Raw genomic sequence first — 17817 nt, forward strand, 5'->3', positions numbered from 1 at the left:
CATAAATGACTAGCCAGCCGGGGCCATTTCCCAGCCAGTACCCCAGCTTTCTCTTAATTCTGCGGGCAAAATACCCAGGGTAAGATGCGTCGCGGATTGCCATCGCGCAAATTCCGTCAGTGCACCACGCAGACCTGCCTGCAAGGCGTCGGTGATTTTTATGCCCTCTTCCAGATAGAGGCTTATGACCTCCAGCTCCCCCTGCTTACGGTGCATTTTGGCGTCTATCCTGCCCACCAGCGCCCCTTTGTGCAGCAGCGGTAAAACAAAATAACCATAGCGACGCTTTTCCGCTGGGGTATAGCATTCCAGTCGATAGGAAAAGTTAAACAGCACCTCTGCTCTGCGACGATCCCAAACGACCGGGTCAAACGGTGAAAGCACGGCGCTGTGGGTAGCGTTAAGCTGATTTTGCTGCGCTTTTTCAAGCAGCGGTAGCAGCGTATGATGCAGCAGCATATCGCCCAGTTTATCGGCCTGGACGCGAATGACATTGCCTGATGAAAGCCAGCTTTCTATCAGGGGCTTTAACGCAATATTTTTCAGTCGGTAGTAATCAGCGAGCCATTCCGGACGGAAGATCCCCAGGCTACGGGCGCTGTTTTCCAGCATGAGTAACTCAGCCTCGGGCTGCTCAATCAGATGCAAGGCATCGTTCCAGTGCGGCATAACGCGCTGGGTTAAATCGTAAACTCTTTGAAAATTACGCCGTTCCGTCACCATCACCTGTCCGGCGGTAAATAACCCCTCAAGATGTTTTTTCTGTGGCTTCCATTCCCACCAGCCGCTCGTGCCTTTGCGTGGATGCTCAAAATCAGCTGAACGGACGGGGCCATTGTCTTTGATATAAGCGAGCAGTTGGCTGATATCTTCCGCATGCTCATTCATCCATTCGGGACGGTATTTCCAGCCCATGTTTTCAGGGCTCAGCATCCGGTGGCGAATGAGCGCAAAATCTTTTTTCGGCAAAAAACAGGCTTCATGCGCCCAGTATTCGATTAGCTCTCCGCTCGCCAGGGCGCTATCAAGCCAGCCGGATTCATACTGCCCAAGGCGACTGAACAAGACGAGGTAAGGGCTGCGGGCAACAATATTAATGGTGTCAATTTGCAGCAGCGACATGCGGGAAATCGCGTCGGCAACGTCAGAGGGCCGTGCACGACGACGAGGCTTTTGAAGTAATCCCTGGGCCGCAAGGTGGAGATTTCGGGCTGCTCGTAATGAAAGTTGTGAAACGGTCATGGCACACCTGTAATCAACGAACGAAAAACCGGTGCCGCAGAGATTAACGCACCAGTGCCAGTAATTGCTTGAGGAGAGTTTCCGCGAGAGGTGAAGCAAGCTGCGCATCAACCGGCAGATACCACCAGTTTGTATGCCCCCCGGCAAACGCACGGCATTTTACTGCATCTTTTTCCGTCATCAGTACGACTTGTTCCGCCGTCGCGATAGCCAACATATCCTGTTCGGTAATTGCCTGATGATCGGCCAGCGCCACTGTTTTCACCGGCGTAATACCGCATTGCGCAAGCGTGGCAAAGAAACGCGGCGGATGGCCAATGCCGGCCATAGCCACAACGTCAGTAAAATCAGTGACCGGCCGGCGTTCACCGGTGAGTACGTTAATGGCGAGCCCGGGCTTCAAGCGCATGGCGATTTCACCAGCCTGCGGTTCCCCACCATTGACGATAATTGCGTCCACGCTGCGCAGACGCCCGGCTCTTTCACGCATTGGCCCGGCAGGTAACCACCAGCCATTACCGAATCTGCGGGCCCCGTCGATCACAACGATTTCTTTATCACGCCCTAGAGCATAATGCTGCAGGCCATCGTCGGTAATGATGATTTGCGGAGCTTCAGCCGCGATGAGGGCTTTTACAGCCTCGCTACGCTTTGGTGCAACGGCGACGGGCGCTCCGGTGCGTTGAAAAATAAGTACCGGCTCGTCTCCCGCTTCGGAAGGTGTGGTTTTTGCGTCAAGCAGCAAAGGGTACGCTGCCGCTTTTCCGCCGTAGCCCCGGGACACAACGCCAACTCGCACGCCACGCTGCTGTAGCTGTTCCACAAGCCAGATAACAACGGGGGTTTTCCCGTTTCCCCCCGCCGTCAGGTTTCCAACGACCACCACAGGTACAGGGGCACGCCATATGGCACGCAGACCAATACGGTAAGACAGGCGAATAACGCCGCTCACCAGGCCATAAAGCCAGGAAAGCGGCAACAGCAGCAGGTAGAGAGGTGATTTTCCCGACCAGATACGCTCTATCATTCGCCGAATTGCATCTTATGTAGCTGGGCATAGACGCCACGATGGGCCAGCAGCTCCAGGTGAGGCCCGCGTTCGACGATACAACCATCTTCCACCACCACGATTTCATCAGCCTGCTCAATCGTCGACAGACGGTGAGCAATCACCAGTGATGTGCGGTTTTTTTGCAGTTCATCCAGGGCAGATTGAATCGCGCGCTCCGACTCCGTGTCGAGCGCAGAGGTTGCTTCATCCAGGATCAGGATGGGGCTGTCACGCAGCAGCGCGCGAGCGATAGCGATACGCTGACGCTGGCCACCAGACAGCAGTACACCATTTTCACCGATAATGGTATCCAGCCCGTTATCCATTTTGCTAATGAAGTCCATCGCGTAAGCCATGCGCGCGGCCTTTTCGATATCTTCACGGGAATACTCACCGGTACGGGCGTAGGCAATATTATTCGCCACGGTATCGTTAAAGAGATGAACATTTTGCGACACCAGCCCCACCTGATTACGCAGAGACGCAAGGGTGTATTCGCGTATGTCGTGCCCGTCAATCAGGATTGCACCTTCCTGCTGCTCGTAGAAACGCGTGATCAGGCTGGCAATCGTCGATTTACCCGAACCTGAACGCCCTACCAGCGCAACGGTTTTTCCTGCTGGAATGGTCAGGTTGATATTGCGCAGCGCCGGGACATCACGGCCTGGATAGGTGAAGGTCACATTGCGGAATTCAACGTCACCTTTAGAACGATCGATGACCAGTTTGCCACCGTCCTTTTCCTGCTCAGAGTCAAGGATAGAGAACAGCGTTTGGCACGCTGCCATCCCGCGCTGGAATTGAGCATTGACGTTAGTCAGTGACTTAAGCGGACGCATTAGCGCAATCATGGAGGAGAACACCACGGTAATGGTACCGGCTGTCAGGGTTTCCATCACGCTAGGGAAGCTGGCGGCATAAAGCACAAAGGCCAACGCAAGGGAAGCAATAAGCTGAATAATCGGATCAGAGATAGAAGAGGCTGAAACCAGCTTCATCCCCTGATTACGCATGCGGTTACTGACTTTGTCAAAGCGATCGGTTTCTACCTGCTGGCCACCGAAAATAAGCACTTCTTTGTGCCCCTTCAGCATCTGCTCTGCGCTGGTTGTCACCTGCCCCATGGTGTTCTGCATGTTTTTGCTGATATTACGGAAGCGCTTAGAGACAAAGCGAATGGCAAAAGACACAACCGGCGCCAACACGATCAGGATCACTGAAAGCTGCCAGCTGTACCAGAACATCAATATAAACAGGCCAATAATTGATGCTCCCTCACGGACAACGGTGATCAGCGCGCCGGAAGAGGAAGAGGCAACCTGCTCAGAATCATAGGTAATACGGGAGAGTAACGTCCCGGTGGACTGCTGGTCGAAGAATGAAACCGGCATCCCCATCATGTGGCTGAACAGTCGGCGACGCATGTTCATGACCACCATACCTGACACCCATGAAATACAGTAGCTTGAAACATAGCTGGTCACGCCGCGCAGCAGCATCAACGCAATCACGGCCACTGGCATCCATAGCAGTACAGAAGAGTCCGTTTTACCAAAACCATCATCCAGTAATGGTTTAAGCAGCGAAAGCATGTAGGTATCACTCGCCGCATTGAGGATTAACGCTATCCCAGCCACAATCAGACCCGTTCTAAAGGGGGAAATCATCGGCCAGAGCCGGCGGAAAGTCTGCCATGTGGAGAGATCTTTATCGTTCTGCATTAAGTCGAACCAGCCTTTTATGAAATAGCCGCATATTCTACCCATTATCTCGGGTGACGCCAAACCACTGATGATACCAACGGGGCAATATTTGTTCTCTGAAGCCAGAGATTTGCCATTTATCACCTTTTATTTCAATTGTCAGCTGCCCTGATTGTGCCGTGTCATGCCACTGATAACCGTATTGCCGGTAACGATGAATAATTGTTGAAGACGGTAAGCGCCAGGCATTAAACCTGGAAGCAGAAGCCAGTGCCACGCTGCCTGAAACGGCTCTCAGTAAAGGACCGCTGGACGAAGTTCGGCTCCCGTGATGTGGAACCTGCAGGACGTTTGCTTCTAGCGTTTGCCACCGTTTTCTCAGCATCGCCAATTCTGCATTCGCCTCCAGGTCCCCCGTAAGCAAAAGGCTAAATCCTCCGTGACTAACTTTAACCACACAAGAGCGATTGTTGCTGCTCCCCTCATACTCTTCGGGTGGCCACAGCACATCGAATTGAATCTCCTGCCATGCCCATTGTTGACCACGAAAGCAAGGCTCATGCCCCTTCCAGCGTAAAGGACTACGAATATTTAAAGCAGGCCACTGCTGCTTAAGACTTTTCAATCCGCCGATATGATCAAGATGTTCATGGCTAATAATGACCTGCTCAGGCTGAAGGTTTCGCCATTTTAACCAGGGAATAATCACGGTTTTAGCCGCGTCTCCCCCTGGCCATGCGTTGCCCGTGTCGTAGAGTAACGCTTTCCCTTCACGCTCAATAACCACGGCAAGCCCATGCCCCACATCAAGCATATGGACGGCCCAGCTATTTGCCTCCGGCTTACGCCAAAAGGGAAACATCATCATAAGCAACACTGCTGCTGCCGTAGCGAAAGAGCTTCGCCAAAAACCGAATCGCCATATCACTATGGCCCACCAGGCAATGAACGCCAGAAATTGATAACGGCGATCGAGTTCTTTCCACCCATCCGGCAACCCAGCCAGTAACCCGAATACGCCTGCAAGTGATTTATCGGCCAGTGACCAAAGCACCTCGCCTATGACAGGGACTTCTCCGAACACCATACCGGCTAAAATGAAAGGCACGCTAACGAAGGTAATCAACGGCACAGCGAAGAGATTAGCGGCCAGCGAAGTCATACTGATGCCGTGAAATAAAATCACCTGAAGTGGAATGAGCAACAGCGTAATGCCTGTTTGCAAATAAAGCAGATCGACAAAAGGCCGAAGCCAGCGATTTATCGTCATGCGAGGCAGCGGCACCCACTGGTACCAAAAGATAAGCCCGCATACCGCAAGCGCGGAAAGCCAAAGACTTTCAGACAAAATAGCCATCGGTTCGCTAAACACAATGCCCGCGACACAGCACAACAACACATCCCAGGATGACCACTTTCTGCCGCTCAGACGTAATATTGCCCAAATGCCCATTCCAACCAGGGTTCTGACCGCCGGCGGATTCATCCCTGACAGCCAGGTGTAAAATAGCGCGACGCTAAAACTCATCCCCAGGGGAAAACGAAACCCTATCATCGAAGCTGGCAGGCAAAATTGCAGAACCCGAGCAAACAGCCAGCCAATCCCACCGGCTAACGCAATATGCAGCCCAGAAATGGCCATCAGATGTGCAGTCCCGGTATCACGCATGATTTTTTTGACGTCTTCGCTGACATCTATTCGCTCCCCAAAGCCCAGAGCGATAATCACACCCTGCCACGGGAGATTAGCGGTAGCATTTTTGGCTTGTTGGAGCCATTTACCTCGAAGATTACAGCCGCCCGATAGAAGGCTTGCTTTCAACACCCGACCACTAAACGGCAGCATCTGCGAAAGCGCATAGCGCTGTCCGTCAAAAATACCTTCATTAAGACGCCCATGTACCGGGCGAAGGCGTAGCGTCATTAACCATGTTTGCCCCTCACAAACAGGCTCAGGTAATACGCTATTTCGCAATACAACGCCTGGCGCAGGAAACAGGTAACGATCATCCCGTTTGACTATCTGCAGTTCATGCCGTTTTTCGCCATCACTTCTCGTAATTTTCACCTGCACGGTCAGCGGTTTCTCCCCAAACTCAGAGAACATATCCAGCATTTGCCGCGCACCCAACAGGCTCCAGCTCAAGAATAAAAGGCAAAGCACCAGATAGCGCACCCAAACGATACGGCCCCAAAAACAGGCCAATGTCAGTGCAGCCGCCACGAACAGTAAAATCCCATTTTGTTCTGGAATAACCGGCAGCCATAACAGTGGTAAAGCGCTAATCAGAACGGCGCCAGCAACGGCAGGAATAGAAAACACATCCACCTCCTTGTTACAGGAAGTGTGCGGGAATCTTGAGATTAAATCAGGAAGCAATTGGAGAAATACGTGATGGCTTGAACGCCGATGAGTCCGGCTTAACAATATTGCGTTAGCCTTCAGGAAGGCGCTCGCAAAATAGCAAAATCAGAAAAAAAATGGCACCTCATTTGAGGTGCCATTTTTGCTAACTCTAAGGAATTAGCCGTAAATATTGGCGCGGTCACGCAACTCTTTGCCTGGCTTAAAGTGTGGAACGTATTTACCTTCCAGATCCACTTTGTCGCCGGTTTTCGGGTTACGTCCGGTGCGAGGAGCGCGATAGTGTAAGGAGAAACTGCCGAAACCCCGGATTTCAATACGTTCACCCTCGGCGAGCGTAGAGGCCATATGCTCCAGCATTTCCTTCACCGCATCTTCTACTGCTTTTGCAGGGATGTGAGATTGCTGGGTTGCAAGTCTTTCGATCAATTCTGACTTGGTCATGATTCCTCCGGTTTCCTTTCAGGAAAATTAGCTTACAGCTCTCAATCGAACAAGGGCGGCCGAAGCCGCCCTGATTTTATACCCTGGCAGAAGCCGGGATACAACGCTCGGACGATTACTCGCCTTTAGCTGCTTTGAATGCTTCAGCCATTGCGTTAGAGAAGTTGCCTTCTTCCTGTTTGTTGTTAACAGTCGCAATTGCATCTTTCTCGTCAGCTTCGTCTTTAGCACGAACAGACAGGCTAACAACACGGTTTTTACGATCAACGCCGGTGAATTTAGCTTCAACGTCGTCGCCAACGTTCAGAACCAGAGTTGCATCTTCAACGCGGTCACGGGAAGCTTCAGAAGCACGCAGGTAGCCTTCTACGCCATCTGCTAATTCAACTGTAGCACCTTTCGCGTCAACTGCCGTTACTTTACCAGTAACGATAGTACCTTTCTTGTTCAGCGCAACGTAGTTGTTGAACGGATCTTCTGCGAGCTGCTTAACGCCCAGGGAGATACGCTCACGCTCTGCGTCAACCTGCAGAACAACGGCTGCAATTTCGTCGCCTTTTTTGTATTCACGTACTGCTTCTTCGCCCGCAACGTTCCAGGAGATGTCAGACAGGTGAACCAGGCCGTCGATGCCGCCGTCCAGGCCGATGAAGATACCGAAGTCAGTGATAGACTTGATTTTACCTTCAACACGGTCACCCTTGTTGTGGGTTTCCGCGAACTGCTGCCATGGGTTGTTTTTGCACTGCTTCAGACCCAGGGAGATACGACGACGTTCTTCGTCGATATCCAGAACCATAACTTCCACTACATCACCAACGTTAACAACTTTGGATGGGTGGATGTTTTTGTTGGTCCAATCCATTTCGGAAACGTGAACCAGGCCTTCAACGCCTTCTTCGATTTCAACGAAGCAGCCGTAGTCGGTCAGGTTGGTCACGCGGCCAGTCAGTTTGGTACCTTCTGGATAACGCTTAGCGATAGCTACCCATGGATCTTCGCCCAGCTGTTTCAGGCCGAGGGAAACACGAGTACGCTCGCGGTCGAACTTCAGCACTTTAACAGTGATTTCGTCGCCAACGTTCACGATTTCGCTTGGATGCTTAACGCGTTTCCATGCCATATCGGTGATGTGCAGCAGACCATCAACGCCACCCAGGTCAACGAATGCACCGTAGTCAGTGAGGTTCTTAACGATACCTTTAACTTCCATGCCTTCTTGCAGGTTTTCAAGCAGCTGATCGCGCTCTGCGCTGTTCTCAGACTCGATAACCGCACGACGGGAAACGACAACGTTGTTGCGTTTCTGGTCCAGCTTGATCACTTTGAACTCAAGCTCTTTGCCTTCGAGGTGCAGAGTGTCGCGAACTGGACGAACGTCAACCAGGGAACCTGGCAGGAACGCACGAATACCGTTCAGCTCAACAGTGAAGCCACCTTTAACTTTGCCGTTGATAACACCAACCACAGTTTCAGCTTCTTCGTAAGCTTTTTCCAGCGTGATCCAAGCTTCGTGACGTTTAGCTTTTTCACGGGACAGCAGGGTTTCACCGAAGCCGTCTTCTACTGCGTCCAGCGCAACGTCAACTTCGTCACCAACCTGGATTTCCAGTTCGCCGGCTGCGTTTTTGAACTGCTCTGCAGGAATCGCAGATTCAGATTTCAGGCCCGCATCAACCAGAACGACGTCTTTGTCGATAGCAACAACAACACCACGAACGATGGAACCCGGACGGGTTTCGATTGTTTTAAGGGATTCTTCAAATAGTTGAGCAAAAGATTCAGTCATGTTTAATCTTCAAAAGTTAGATTAACGTCCATCTGGCCTCATGCCGGATGGGGTTGTTTTACATACCCGCTCACACTCCATTGCAGCGGGGGTACTACAAAATGGGTCGCTATCTCAAGCGAGCGCCAGCTTTTCGCGGGCGTATTGTAGCGCTTTTTCAATCACTTGCTCAATGCTCATACTGGTTGAATCCAGAACTAAAGCATCTATAGCAGGCACTAACGGCGCTACAGACCGATTACGGTCGCGATCGTCGCGTTCCTTGATCTCGGCCAAAAGGCGCTCAAAGTTAACACTAAAGCCCTTCTCCTGCAACTGTAGCATGCGCCTGTGGGCGCGCTCTTCAGAGGAGGCATCAAGGAAAATTTTCACCGGCGCATCCGGGAACACAACGGTCCCCATATCGCGGCCGTCTGCAATCAGACCCGGCGCTTCACGAAAAGCGCGCTGGCGGCGCAGCAAGGCTTCGCGCACACGCGGGAACGCGGCCACCTGAGAAGCCGCGTTTGCCACTTCCTGAGTGCGAATTTCAGCGCTAACGTCTTCCCCTTCGAGAATCACTTCCAAATTGCCGTCGGTGGAAATAAACCGAACGTCCAGGTGGGCCGCAAGGGGCACCAGCGCGTCTTCGGAAGCCACATCAACATGGTGATGTAACGCCGCGAGCGCCAGAACGCGATAAATCGCACCAGAGTCCAGCAGATGCCACTGCAGCGCTTCGGCCATGGCCTTACAAAGCGTGCCTTTACCGGCGCCACTTGGGCCATCAATCGTTATTACCGGGGCGGATGCCGTCATCGTTTTCTCCTCTATCGCTGGATTCGCGGGTGGTAAACGCCGCGCATTATACGCCGCAACCGCCAGGACTGTTATCTTTCCAGGCAAATATCCACGGGAATCAGGCTGAGTGTAGAAGAATTGCGCAACGGGCGTTGTAAGGAATCGTAGAGAGAAAGAAAAACCGCATCAGACGATGCGGTTTTACAAACGTTATACAGGCGTACTGATGCGAGCTAACTGCTCGAAATAATCAGGGAAGGTTTTTGCCGTGCAGCCTGGGTCAAGAATCGTCACTGGCGTATCGGATAACGCCACCAGCGAGAAACACATCGCCATACGGTGATCGTTGTAAGTGCCGATTTCAGCAAACGTCAGCTTAGCCGGTGGCGTAACGCTAATATAGTCTTCGCCCTCTTCAACTTCTGCACCGACTTTTCGTAATTCCGTCGCCATTGCGCTCAGGCGATCGGTCTCTTTTACGCGCCAGTTATAGATGTTACGCAGCGTGGTCGTGCCTTTAGCAAACAGGGCCGCGGTCGCGATAGTCATTGCCGCATCCGGGATATGGTTCATATCCATGTCGATAGCGTTTAGCTCACCACGTTCACAGCTAATGAAGTCATCGCCCCAGGTCACTTTCGCGCCCATTTTCTCAAGTACATCAGCAAAGCGTATATCGCCCTGCACGCTGTTCCGCCCGATGCCGGTAACCTTGACCACGCCACCTTTAATTGCCCCAGCGGCCAGGAAGTAAGAGGCGGAGGAGGCATCACCTTCTACCAGGTAAGCCCCTGGGGATTGATACTGCTGTGCGCCGCGAATCAGGAAACTGCGATAGTCGCGGTTTTCAACTTCCACGCCGAAAGTTTTCATCAGATGCAGCGTGATGTCGATATACGGTTTGGAAACCAGCTCGCCTTTAATGGTGATTTCAGTGTCATGTGCAGCCAGAGGTGCGGTCATCAGTAGCGCGGTCAGGAACTGGCTGGATACGCTGCCGTCCACTTCAACCTTGCCGCCGCCAAAGCCGCCACGCAGACGCAGCGGCGGGTAATTTTCTTGCTCAAGGTACTCAATGTTCGCTCCCCCCTGGCGCAGCGCATCGACAAGATGGCCGATTGGGCGCTCTTTCATGCGCGGCTCGCCGGTCAGCACAATGTTGTTACTGCCGAGGCACAACGCTGCAGCCAGCGGACGCATAGCGGTGCCAGCATTCCCTAAAAAGAGTTCCAGCTCACCTTGTGCCTGCAGAGGGCCGGCCACGCCGGTGACTTCACAACGGGTACGATCCGCCGAAAGCGTATAGCTCACGCCCAACGCCTTCAGCGCGTTAAGCATATGGCGGACATCATCGCTATCCAGCAAATTGGTCAGCACCGTGGTGCCATTGGCCAGCGCGGCCAGGAGCAGCGCGCGGTTAGACACGCTTTTTGAACCTGGCAGATTAATGGTGCCGTCGACCAGCGCGATGGGTTGTAACGTCAGGGATTCCAGCATGGGAAAAATACTCTCAACTCAAACAGAATAAAAACCCCGCAGACGGGCCGCGGGGCGAAGTGCTACTGCATTAATTAACCGTGGCGACGCTCGAAGTCCACCATGAAGTCAGTCAACGCTTTGACGCCATCGAGCGGCATCGCGTTGTAAATCGAGGCGCGCATCCCCCCCACAACGCGGTGACCTTTCAGGGAATGCAGGCCCGCAGCGAAGGACTCGTCAAGGAACACTTTGTCCAGCGCGCTATCCGCAAGTTGGAACGGGACGTTCATCCGGGAGCGGTTAGAGGCCGCAACATCGTTACGATAGAAATCGCTGTTATCAATCACGCCGTACAGCAACTCAGCCTTGGCCTGGTTGATACGATCCATCGAGGCAACGCCGCCCTGCTCTTTCAGCCATTTAAAGACCAGGCCTGCCAGATACCAGGCAAAAGTCGGCGGCGTGTTAAACATTGAGTCATTATCGTTCAGCACGGTGTAATCGATAATCGACGGACACGCTTTGTGCGCCTTGCCTAGCAGATCTTCACGAACAACAACCAGCGTCAGGCCGGCAGGGCCGATGTTTTTCTGTGCGCCAGCATAGATAACGCCGAAACGGCTAACGTCGATAGGGCGAGACAAAATAGTAGAAGAGAAATCGGCGGCAACAATGGTATCACCAAAATCTGGAGTTTCATCTATTGAAATGCCGTCAATGGTTTCATTCGGGCAATAGTGCAGAAACGCGCTGTTGTCAGACACCTGCCATTCACTCATTGGCTTGATAGCACGTTTACCGTCCACGGTGATTTTTACGTCATGGGCAACCGGCTGGCAGTATTTTTTCGCTTCTTTAATTGCGCTATTTGCCCAGTAGCCGCCGTCAATGTAGTCGGCCGTGGTTTTGTCACCGAGAATATTCAGCGGCACGCCTGCAAACTGACCGCGCCCGCCGCCGTGGCAGAATAAAACTTTATAGTTGGAGGGGATTTGCAGCAGATCGCGAAAATCTTTTTCCGCCTCTTCAGCGACCTGAATAAACTCTTTACCACGGTGGCTAATTTCCATTACGGAAGTGCCCAGACCGTGCCAGTCGCACAGCTCCTGTTGTGCACGACGAAGTACTTCAGCCGGCAGCATCGCCGGACCAGAACTAAAATTGTATACCTGTGTCATTTCCCCTCACCACGCCTCGAGCAATAAGTTTTTATTACATTATCGGTTTTATCATTCAGCGGCGCAGTGTTGCAATGGTTAATCCCTCGCGGAAGACCAATGTGAGCAAAATCACACAACACAATCTTCCGGCAAGCGAAAAAACTGCCCGATTTCCGACGGCAAGGCAATACGACGGACATGCCCAATGGCGGCCAGTCATTTTACTACCATAACCGCGAGTTACTGTAAGCAGGCATAGCCTGTTATGCTAGCGTCGCCTGCACCGTGCGGAGGATAGCGTCTGCCCGGTAAAACCCGTATCATTGCGCGTTTTGCGTACCATTAAAGTGAACCCCATGACCCAGACATTTATCCCCGGCAAAGATGCCGCCCTGGAAGACTCCATCGCTCGCTTCCAGAAAAAGCTGACCGACCTCGGTTTTAATATCGAAGAAGCCTCCTGGCTTAACCCGGTACCCAACGTTTGGTCGGTGCATATCCGCGACAAAGACAGCGCCCTGTGCTTCACCAACGGTAAAGGTGCGACCAAAAAAGCCGCGCTGGCATCCGCGCTGGGTGAATATTTTGAACGTCTGTCGACTAACTACTTCTTCGCCGACTTCTGGCTGGGCGATACGATTGCGAACGGCCCGTTCGTGCATTACCCGAACGAGAAATGGTTCCCGCTGCCGGAAGATGACCAACTGCCTGAGGGCATCCTCGACGATCGTCTGCGCGCTTTCTACGACCCGGAAAACGAAGTCGGCGCCGGGATGCTGATCGATCTGCAGTCCGGGAACGAAGAGCGCGGTATTTGTGCTCTGCCGTTCACCCGCCAGTCAGACCTGCAAACTGTTTATATCCCGATGAACATCATTGGTAACCTGTACGTCTCCAACGGCATGTCTGCGGGCAACACGGCTAATGAAGCACGGGTCCAGGGTCTGTCTGAAGTCTTCGAGCGTCATATCAAAAACCGCATTATCGCAGAAAGCATCAGCCTGCCAGAGATCCCACAGGATGTGCTGGCCCGCTATCCGGGCGTCGTGGAGTCCATTAAAACGCTTGAAGCTGAAGGCTTCCCTATTTTTGCGTACGACGGTTCTCTGGGCGGTAAGTACCCGGTTATCTGCGTCGTGCTGTTCAATCCGGCCAACGGAACCTGTTTCGCTTCCTTCGGCGCGCACCCTGATTTTGGCGTAGCGCTGGAGCGTACCGTCACCGAGCTGCTGCAGGGGCGCGGCCTGAAAGATCTGGATGTCTTTACGCCGCCAACCTTCGACGATGAAGAAGTCGCTGAACACGCGAACCTGGAAACACACTTCATCGATTCCAGCGGCCTGATTTCCTGGGATATGTTCAAGCAGGATGCAGATTACCCGTTTGCTGACTGGAGCTTTGCTGGCACAACGGAAGAAGAGTTCGCTACCCTGATGGCTATCTTCAAGTCGGAAGATAAAGAAGTGTATATCGCCGACTACGAGCATTTAGACGTTTACGCCTGCCGTATTATCGTCCCAGGCATGTCTGATATTTACCCTGCCGACGACCTGCTGCTGGCCAACAACAGCATGGGCAGCCACCTGCGTGAAACAATTCTTGCGCTGCCGGACAGCGAATGGGAGCAGCAAGACTACCTCGATCTGATTGCCCAACTGGACGACGAAGGCCACGATGATTTCACCCGCGTGCGTGAATTACTGGGCCTGGCTACCGGGAAAGATAACGGCTGGTACACGCTGCGCATTGGCGAACTGAAAGCCATGCTGGCGCTAGCGGGCGGCGATCTTGAGCAGGCACTGATCTGGACCGAATGGACCATGGAGTTCAACGCTTCCATCTTTAGTCCTGAGCGTGCCAACTACTACCGCTGCCTGCAAACTCTGCTTCTGTTGTCACAGGAAGAAGAGCGCGAGCCTCTGCAATACCTGAACGCTTTCGTCCGTATGTACGGGGCTGAAGCCGTGGATGCCGCCAGCGCGGCAATGAGCGGTGAAGCGGCCTTCTATGGGCTGCAGCCAGTGGATAAAGATCTGAAAGCTTTCCCGGCGCATCAGGCGCTGCTGGCCGCGTACGAAAAATTACAGCGCGCTAAAGCCAAATATTGGCAGGTAAAGTAATTTCCTGACAACTTCCTGGTGCGCACGGCACCTTGTCTGAGCTATATTACGGGGCGCTTTTTGCGCCCCTTTTTATTATTGAAACAATAATAATTTATTATGTAATTTTTTGGTTAACTTCAGGTAAATAGTTATTTTTTGACAGCGGCAAGAATGTTATCAAAATATAAAAATACCCCATTATAATTAACCAATTTCGCGTAAGGGAGATTCTTAATTCAATTTTATCTATAATTATTAAAATTTATTTTTTCATTTATAATCAATAAATTAAGATGAAAAACAGGTAAAGACCTGCTTTTTCAGTGCCTATTAGCTTGGCGAGATATGATCCACATCAATTTTTACTCTATAATGCTTTGTTAGTATCTCCTCGCCGAATTAAATAAGAGAGAGTTAGTGTGAAAGCTGACAACCCTTTTGATCTAGTACTTCCACCAGCGATGGCAAAAATTGCCGAAGATGCTGGCGTCTATAAAGCAACGAAACAACCGCTAACGACCTTTTACTTAGCGATTACCGCCGGCGTCTTCATTTCGATTGCCTTCGTGTTCTACATCACCGCCACCACAGGCACATCCACGATCCCGTTTGGGATTGCCAAGCTGATTGGCGGCACATGCTTCTCACTGGGTTTAATTCTTTGCGTTATCTGCGGTGCTGACCTTTTCACCTCCACCGTGCTTATCGTCGTAGCCAAAGCCAGCGGCCGTATCACTTGGGGCCAGCTACTGCGTAACTGGGCTAACGTCTACATCGGTAACCTGATCGGTGCTCTACTCTTTGTGCTGCTGATCTGGCTGTCCGGCATGTATATGACCGCCAACGGCGCATGGGGACTGAATGTCCTGCAAACCGCAGATCATAAAATGCACCACACATTTGTTGAGGCCGTCTGCCTTGGCATTCTGGCAAACCTGATGGTGTGTCTCGCCGTCTGGATGAGCTACTCCGGCCGCAGCCTGATGGACAAAATGTTTGCTATGATCCTTCCGGTTGCCATGTTTGTTGCCAGCGGCTTTGAGCACAGCATCGCAAATATGTTCATGATCCCGATGGCTATCGTGGTTCGTGACTTTGCCAGCCCGGAATTCTGGACCGCCGTAGGGTCTTCTCCGGCAAGTTTCTCGCATCTGACCGTGCTGAACTTCATCACCGATAACCTGATTCCAGTCACCATCGGAAACATCATCGGCGGAGGTTTACTGGTTGGGTTGACATACTGGGTAATTTATCTGCGCGGTGGCGACAAGCACTAAGCTCCGTCAGTACGCAGGTTTAAGAACTCCACATTAAAGGTAGGTGTTACATGTCCGAGCAAAATGAAAAGTTAGCCACAGCCTGGGAAGGTTTTGCTAAAGGCGACTGGCAGAATGAAGTTAACGTCCGTGACTTTATTCAGAAAAACTACACCCCGTACGAGGGTGACGAGTCCTTCCTGGCAGGTGCTACCGACGCAACTACCAAACTGTGGGACAGCGTGATGGAAGGCATCAAACTGGAAAACAGCACTCACGCGCCAGTTGACTTCGATACCGACCTCGCGTCTACCATCACCGCTCACGATGCGGGCTACATCAACAAGTCCCTCGAAACTATCGTGGGTCTGCAGACCGATGCTCCTCTGAAACGTGCCATCATTCCTTTCGGCGGCATCAAAATGGTCGAAGGTTCTTGCAAAGTATACGGTCGCGAACTCGACCCAATGCTGAAAAAGATCTTCACCGAATACCGCAAAACCCACAACCAGGGCGTGTTTGACGTTTACACCAAAGACATCCTGAACTGCCGTAAATCCGGTGTTATTACCGGTCTGCCAGATGCCTATGGCCGTGGCCGTATCATCGGTGACTACCGTCGCGTTGCGCTGTACGGTATCGACTATCTGATGAAAGACAAGTTCGCTCAGTTCAACTCACTGCAAACCAAACTGGAAAACGGTGAAGATCTGGAAGCAACTATCCGTCTGCGTGAAGAAATCTCCGAACAGCACCGCGCGCTGGGTCAGATCAAAGAGATGGCCGCCAAATATGGCTACGACATCTCCGGTCCTGCTACCAACGCTCAGGAAGCTATTCAGTGGACTTACTTCGGCTACCTGGCTGCGGTTAAATCTCAGAACGGCGCTGCAATGTCCTTCGGTCGCGTATCCACCTTCCTGGATGCTTACATCGAGCGCGACATCAAAGCAGGCAAAATCAACGAGCAAGACGCTCAGGAAATGATTGACCACCTGGTCATGAAACTGCGTATGGTTCGCTTCCTGCGTACCCCTGAATATGATGAGCTGTTCTCCGGCGACCCAATCTGGGCAACCGAATCTATCGGCGGTATGGGCGTTGATGGCCGTACTCTGGTGACCAAAAACAGCTTCCGCTTCCTGAACACCCTTTACACCATGGGGCCTTCTCCGGAGCCAAACATCACCATTCTGTGGTCTGAAAAACTGCCACTGAACTTCAAAAAATACGCGGCTAAAGTCTCCATCGATACCTCTTCTCTGCAGTACGAGAATGACGATCTGATGCGTCCTGACTTCAACAACGATGACTACGCTATCGCATGCTGCGTAAGCCCGATGATCGTTGGTAAGCAAATGCAGTTCTTCGGGGCTCGTGCAAACCTGGCGAAAACCATGCTGTACGCTATCAACGGCGGCGTTGATGAAAAACTGAAAATGCAGGTTGGTCCTAAAGAAGCCCCCATCACTGCCGACGTTCTGGACTACGACAATGTGTTGGATCGTCTGGATCACTTCATGGACTGGCTGGCTAAACAGTACGTTACCGCGCTGAACATCATTCACTACATGCATGATAAATACAGCTACGAAGCGTCTCTGATGGCTCTGCACGACCGTGACGTTGTTCGCACCATGGCTTGTGGTATCGCTGGCCTGTCCGTTGCGGCTGACTCCCTGTCTGCAATCAAATACGCGAAAGTGAAACCTATCCGTGACGAAGACGGTCTGGCTATCGACTTCGAAATCGAAGGTGAATATCCACAGTTCGGTAACAACGATCCTCGCGTAGATGACATCGCCGTTGACCTGGTAGAACGTTTCATGAAGAAAATTCAGAAACTGACCACCTACCGTGGCGCTATCGCGACCCAGTCTGTTCTGACCATCACCTCTAACGTGGTTTATGGTAAGAAAACCGGTAACACCCCAGACGGTCGTCGTGCAGGTACTCCGTTCGGTCCAGGCGCTAACCCAATGCACGGTCGTGACCAGAAAGGTGCCGTTGCCTCTCTGACCTCCGTTGCTAAACTGCCGTTTGCCTACGCGAAAGATGGTATCTCTTATACCTTCTCCATCGTGCCAAACGCGCTGGGTAAAGACGATGACGTGCGTAAAACCAACCTTGCAGGTCTGATGGACGGTTACTTCCACCACGAAGCAAACATCGAAGGTGGTCAGCACCTGAACGTCAACGTAATGAACCGTGAAATGCTGCTGGATGCGATGGAAAACCCTGAGAAATATCCTCAGCTGACCATTCGCGTATCCGGTTATGCCGTTCGTTTCAACTCGCTGACTAAAGAGCAGCAGCAGGACGTTATTACCCGTACCTTCACTCAGTCCATCTAATTCCTTGTCAGACTGAAGAAGCGTACTATATAAAGGCTCCACTCCCGTGGGGCCTTTTTACTCACCTCCCTACCCTCAGCCTGCTTTGCCAG

Annotated in this window: 12 protein-coding genes; 3 read left to right on the top strand and 9 right to left on the bottom strand. The window is 52.1% G+C overall.

Translation table 11 applies throughout. The features are described 5' to 3' along the window. Positions 1 to 9 precede the first annotated feature (9 nt). The 9 genes from WFN87_RS14420 to serC all read right to left on the bottom strand — a co-directional run bounded on the left by WFN87_RS14420 (position 10) and on the right by serC (position 12031). Entirely contained in the window at positions 10 to 1242 is a 1233-nt protein-coding gene (locus tag WFN87_RS14420; protein ID WP_336983274.1) for a winged helix-turn-helix domain-containing protein, read from the bottom strand. Positions 1243 to 1285: 43 nt separating this feature from the next. Further along, entirely contained in the window at positions 1286 to 2269 is a 984-nt protein-coding gene (lpxK, locus tag WFN87_RS14425) for a tetraacyldisaccharide 4'-kinase (protein WP_336817850.1), read from the bottom strand. Then, positions 2266 to 4014, bottom strand: a complete 1749-nt coding sequence (gene msbA / locus WFN87_RS14430) for a lipid A ABC transporter ATP-binding protein/permease MsbA (RefSeq protein WP_166995496.1) — start codon at positions 4012 to 4014, stop codon at positions 2266 to 2268. Before msbA ends, lpxK begins: the two co-directional genes overlap by 4 nt. Positions 4015 to 4051: 37 nt before the next feature. After that, on the bottom strand, positions 4052 to 6319 hold the full coding sequence (locus tag WFN87_RS14435; protein WP_336983275.1) for a ComEC family protein: 2268 nt from the start codon (positions 6317 to 6319) through the stop codon (positions 4052 to 4054). Between the two features lie 201 nt (positions 6320 to 6520). Then, positions 6521 to 6805 (bottom strand): integration host factor subunit beta, encoded by a 285-nt coding sequence (ihfB, locus tag WFN87_RS14440; protein WP_008461182.1) that lies wholly within the window; start codon positions 6803 to 6805, stop codon positions 6521 to 6523. 115 nt (positions 6806 to 6920) lie between these two features. Further along, positions 6921 to 8594 carry a 30S ribosomal protein S1 gene (gene rpsA, locus WFN87_RS14445; protein WP_008461180.1) on the bottom strand — a complete coding sequence of 558 codons (1674 nt, stop codon included), beginning with the start codon at positions 8592 to 8594 and terminating at the stop codon, positions 6921 to 6923. 114 nt (positions 8595 to 8708) lie between these two features. Beyond that, a complete protein-coding gene (cmk, locus tag WFN87_RS14450; protein WP_008461178.1) occupies positions 8709 to 9392 on the bottom strand; it encodes a (d)CMP kinase in 684 nt (227 codons plus the stop codon). A gap of 192 nt (positions 9393 to 9584) precedes the next feature. Continuing rightward, positions 9585 to 10868, bottom strand: a complete 1284-nt coding sequence (gene aroA, locus WFN87_RS14455; protein ID WP_336708608.1) for a 3-phosphoshikimate 1-carboxyvinyltransferase — start codon at positions 10866 to 10868, stop codon at positions 9585 to 9587. Positions 10869 to 10945: 77 nt separating this feature from the next. Further along, positions 10946 to 12031 (bottom strand): 3-phosphoserine/phosphohydroxythreonine transaminase, encoded by a 1086-nt coding sequence (serC, locus tag WFN87_RS14460; protein ID WP_336983276.1) that lies wholly within the window; start codon positions 12029 to 12031, stop codon positions 10946 to 10948. A 338-nt stretch (positions 12032 to 12369) separates the two neighbouring features. Here serC and ycaO point away from each other — a divergent pair, with 338 nt between their 5' ends. From ycaO to pflB, 3 genes are all read left to right on the top strand, one after another. Next, positions 12370 to 14133, top strand: coding sequence for a 30S ribosomal protein S12 methylthiotransferase accessory factor YcaO (gene ycaO / locus WFN87_RS14465; RefSeq protein WP_008461170.1), 1764 nt, complete (start codon positions 12370 to 12372; stop codon positions 14131 to 14133). A 401-nt stretch (positions 14134 to 14534) separates the two neighbouring features. Beyond that, positions 14535 to 15392, top strand: coding sequence for a formate transporter FocA (gene focA, locus WFN87_RS14470; protein ID WP_008461168.1), 858 nt, complete (start codon positions 14535 to 14537; stop codon positions 15390 to 15392). Positions 15393 to 15442: 50 nt separating this feature from the next. Continuing rightward, positions 15443 to 17725: a formate C-acetyltransferase gene (gene pflB / locus WFN87_RS14475; RefSeq protein WP_008461167.1), complete on the top strand. Its 2283-nt coding sequence runs from the start codon at positions 15443 to 15445 to the stop codon at positions 17723 to 17725. Positions 17726 to 17817: the final 92 nt, after the last annotated feature.

Source organism: Cedecea sp. AS113 (genome assembly GCF_037152415.1).
Taxonomy (GTDB): domain Bacteria; phylum Pseudomonadota; class Gammaproteobacteria; order Enterobacterales; family Enterobacteriaceae; genus Cedecea.

Bases quoted from the DNA above. Each gene is read 5' to 3' on its own strand.
- cmk (WP_008461178.1), bottom strand. From the start codon at position 9,392: ATGACGGCATCCGCCCCGGTAATAACGATTGATGGCCCAAGTGGCGCC.
- ihfB (WP_008461182.1), bottom strand. From the start codon at position 6,805: ATGACCAAGTCAGAATTGATCGAAAGACTTGCAACCCAGCAATCTCAC.
- ycaO (WP_008461170.1), top strand. From the start codon at position 12,370: ATGACCCAGACATTTATCCCCGGCAAAGATGCCGCCCTGGAAGACTCC.
- pflB (WP_008461167.1), top strand. From the start codon at position 15,443: ATGTCCGAGCAAAATGAAAAGTTAGCCACAGCCTGGGAAGGTTTTGCT.
- rpsA (WP_008461180.1), bottom strand. From the start codon at position 8,594: ATGACTGAATCTTTTGCTCAACTATTTGAAGAATCCCTTAAAACAATC.
- msbA (WP_166995496.1), bottom strand. From the start codon at position 4,014: ATGCAGAACGATAAAGATCTCTCCACATGGCAGACTTTCCGCCGGCTC.
- lpxK (WP_336817850.1), bottom strand. From the start codon at position 2,269: ATGATAGAGCGTATCTGGTCGGGAAAATCACCTCTCTACCTGCTGCTG.
- serC (WP_336983276.1), bottom strand. From the start codon at position 12,031: ATGACACAGGTATACAATTTTAGTTCTGGTCCGGCGATGCTGCCGGCT.
- WFN87_RS14420 (WP_336983274.1), bottom strand. From the start codon at position 1,242: ATGACCGTTTCACAACTTTCATTACGAGCAGCCCGAAATCTCCACCTT.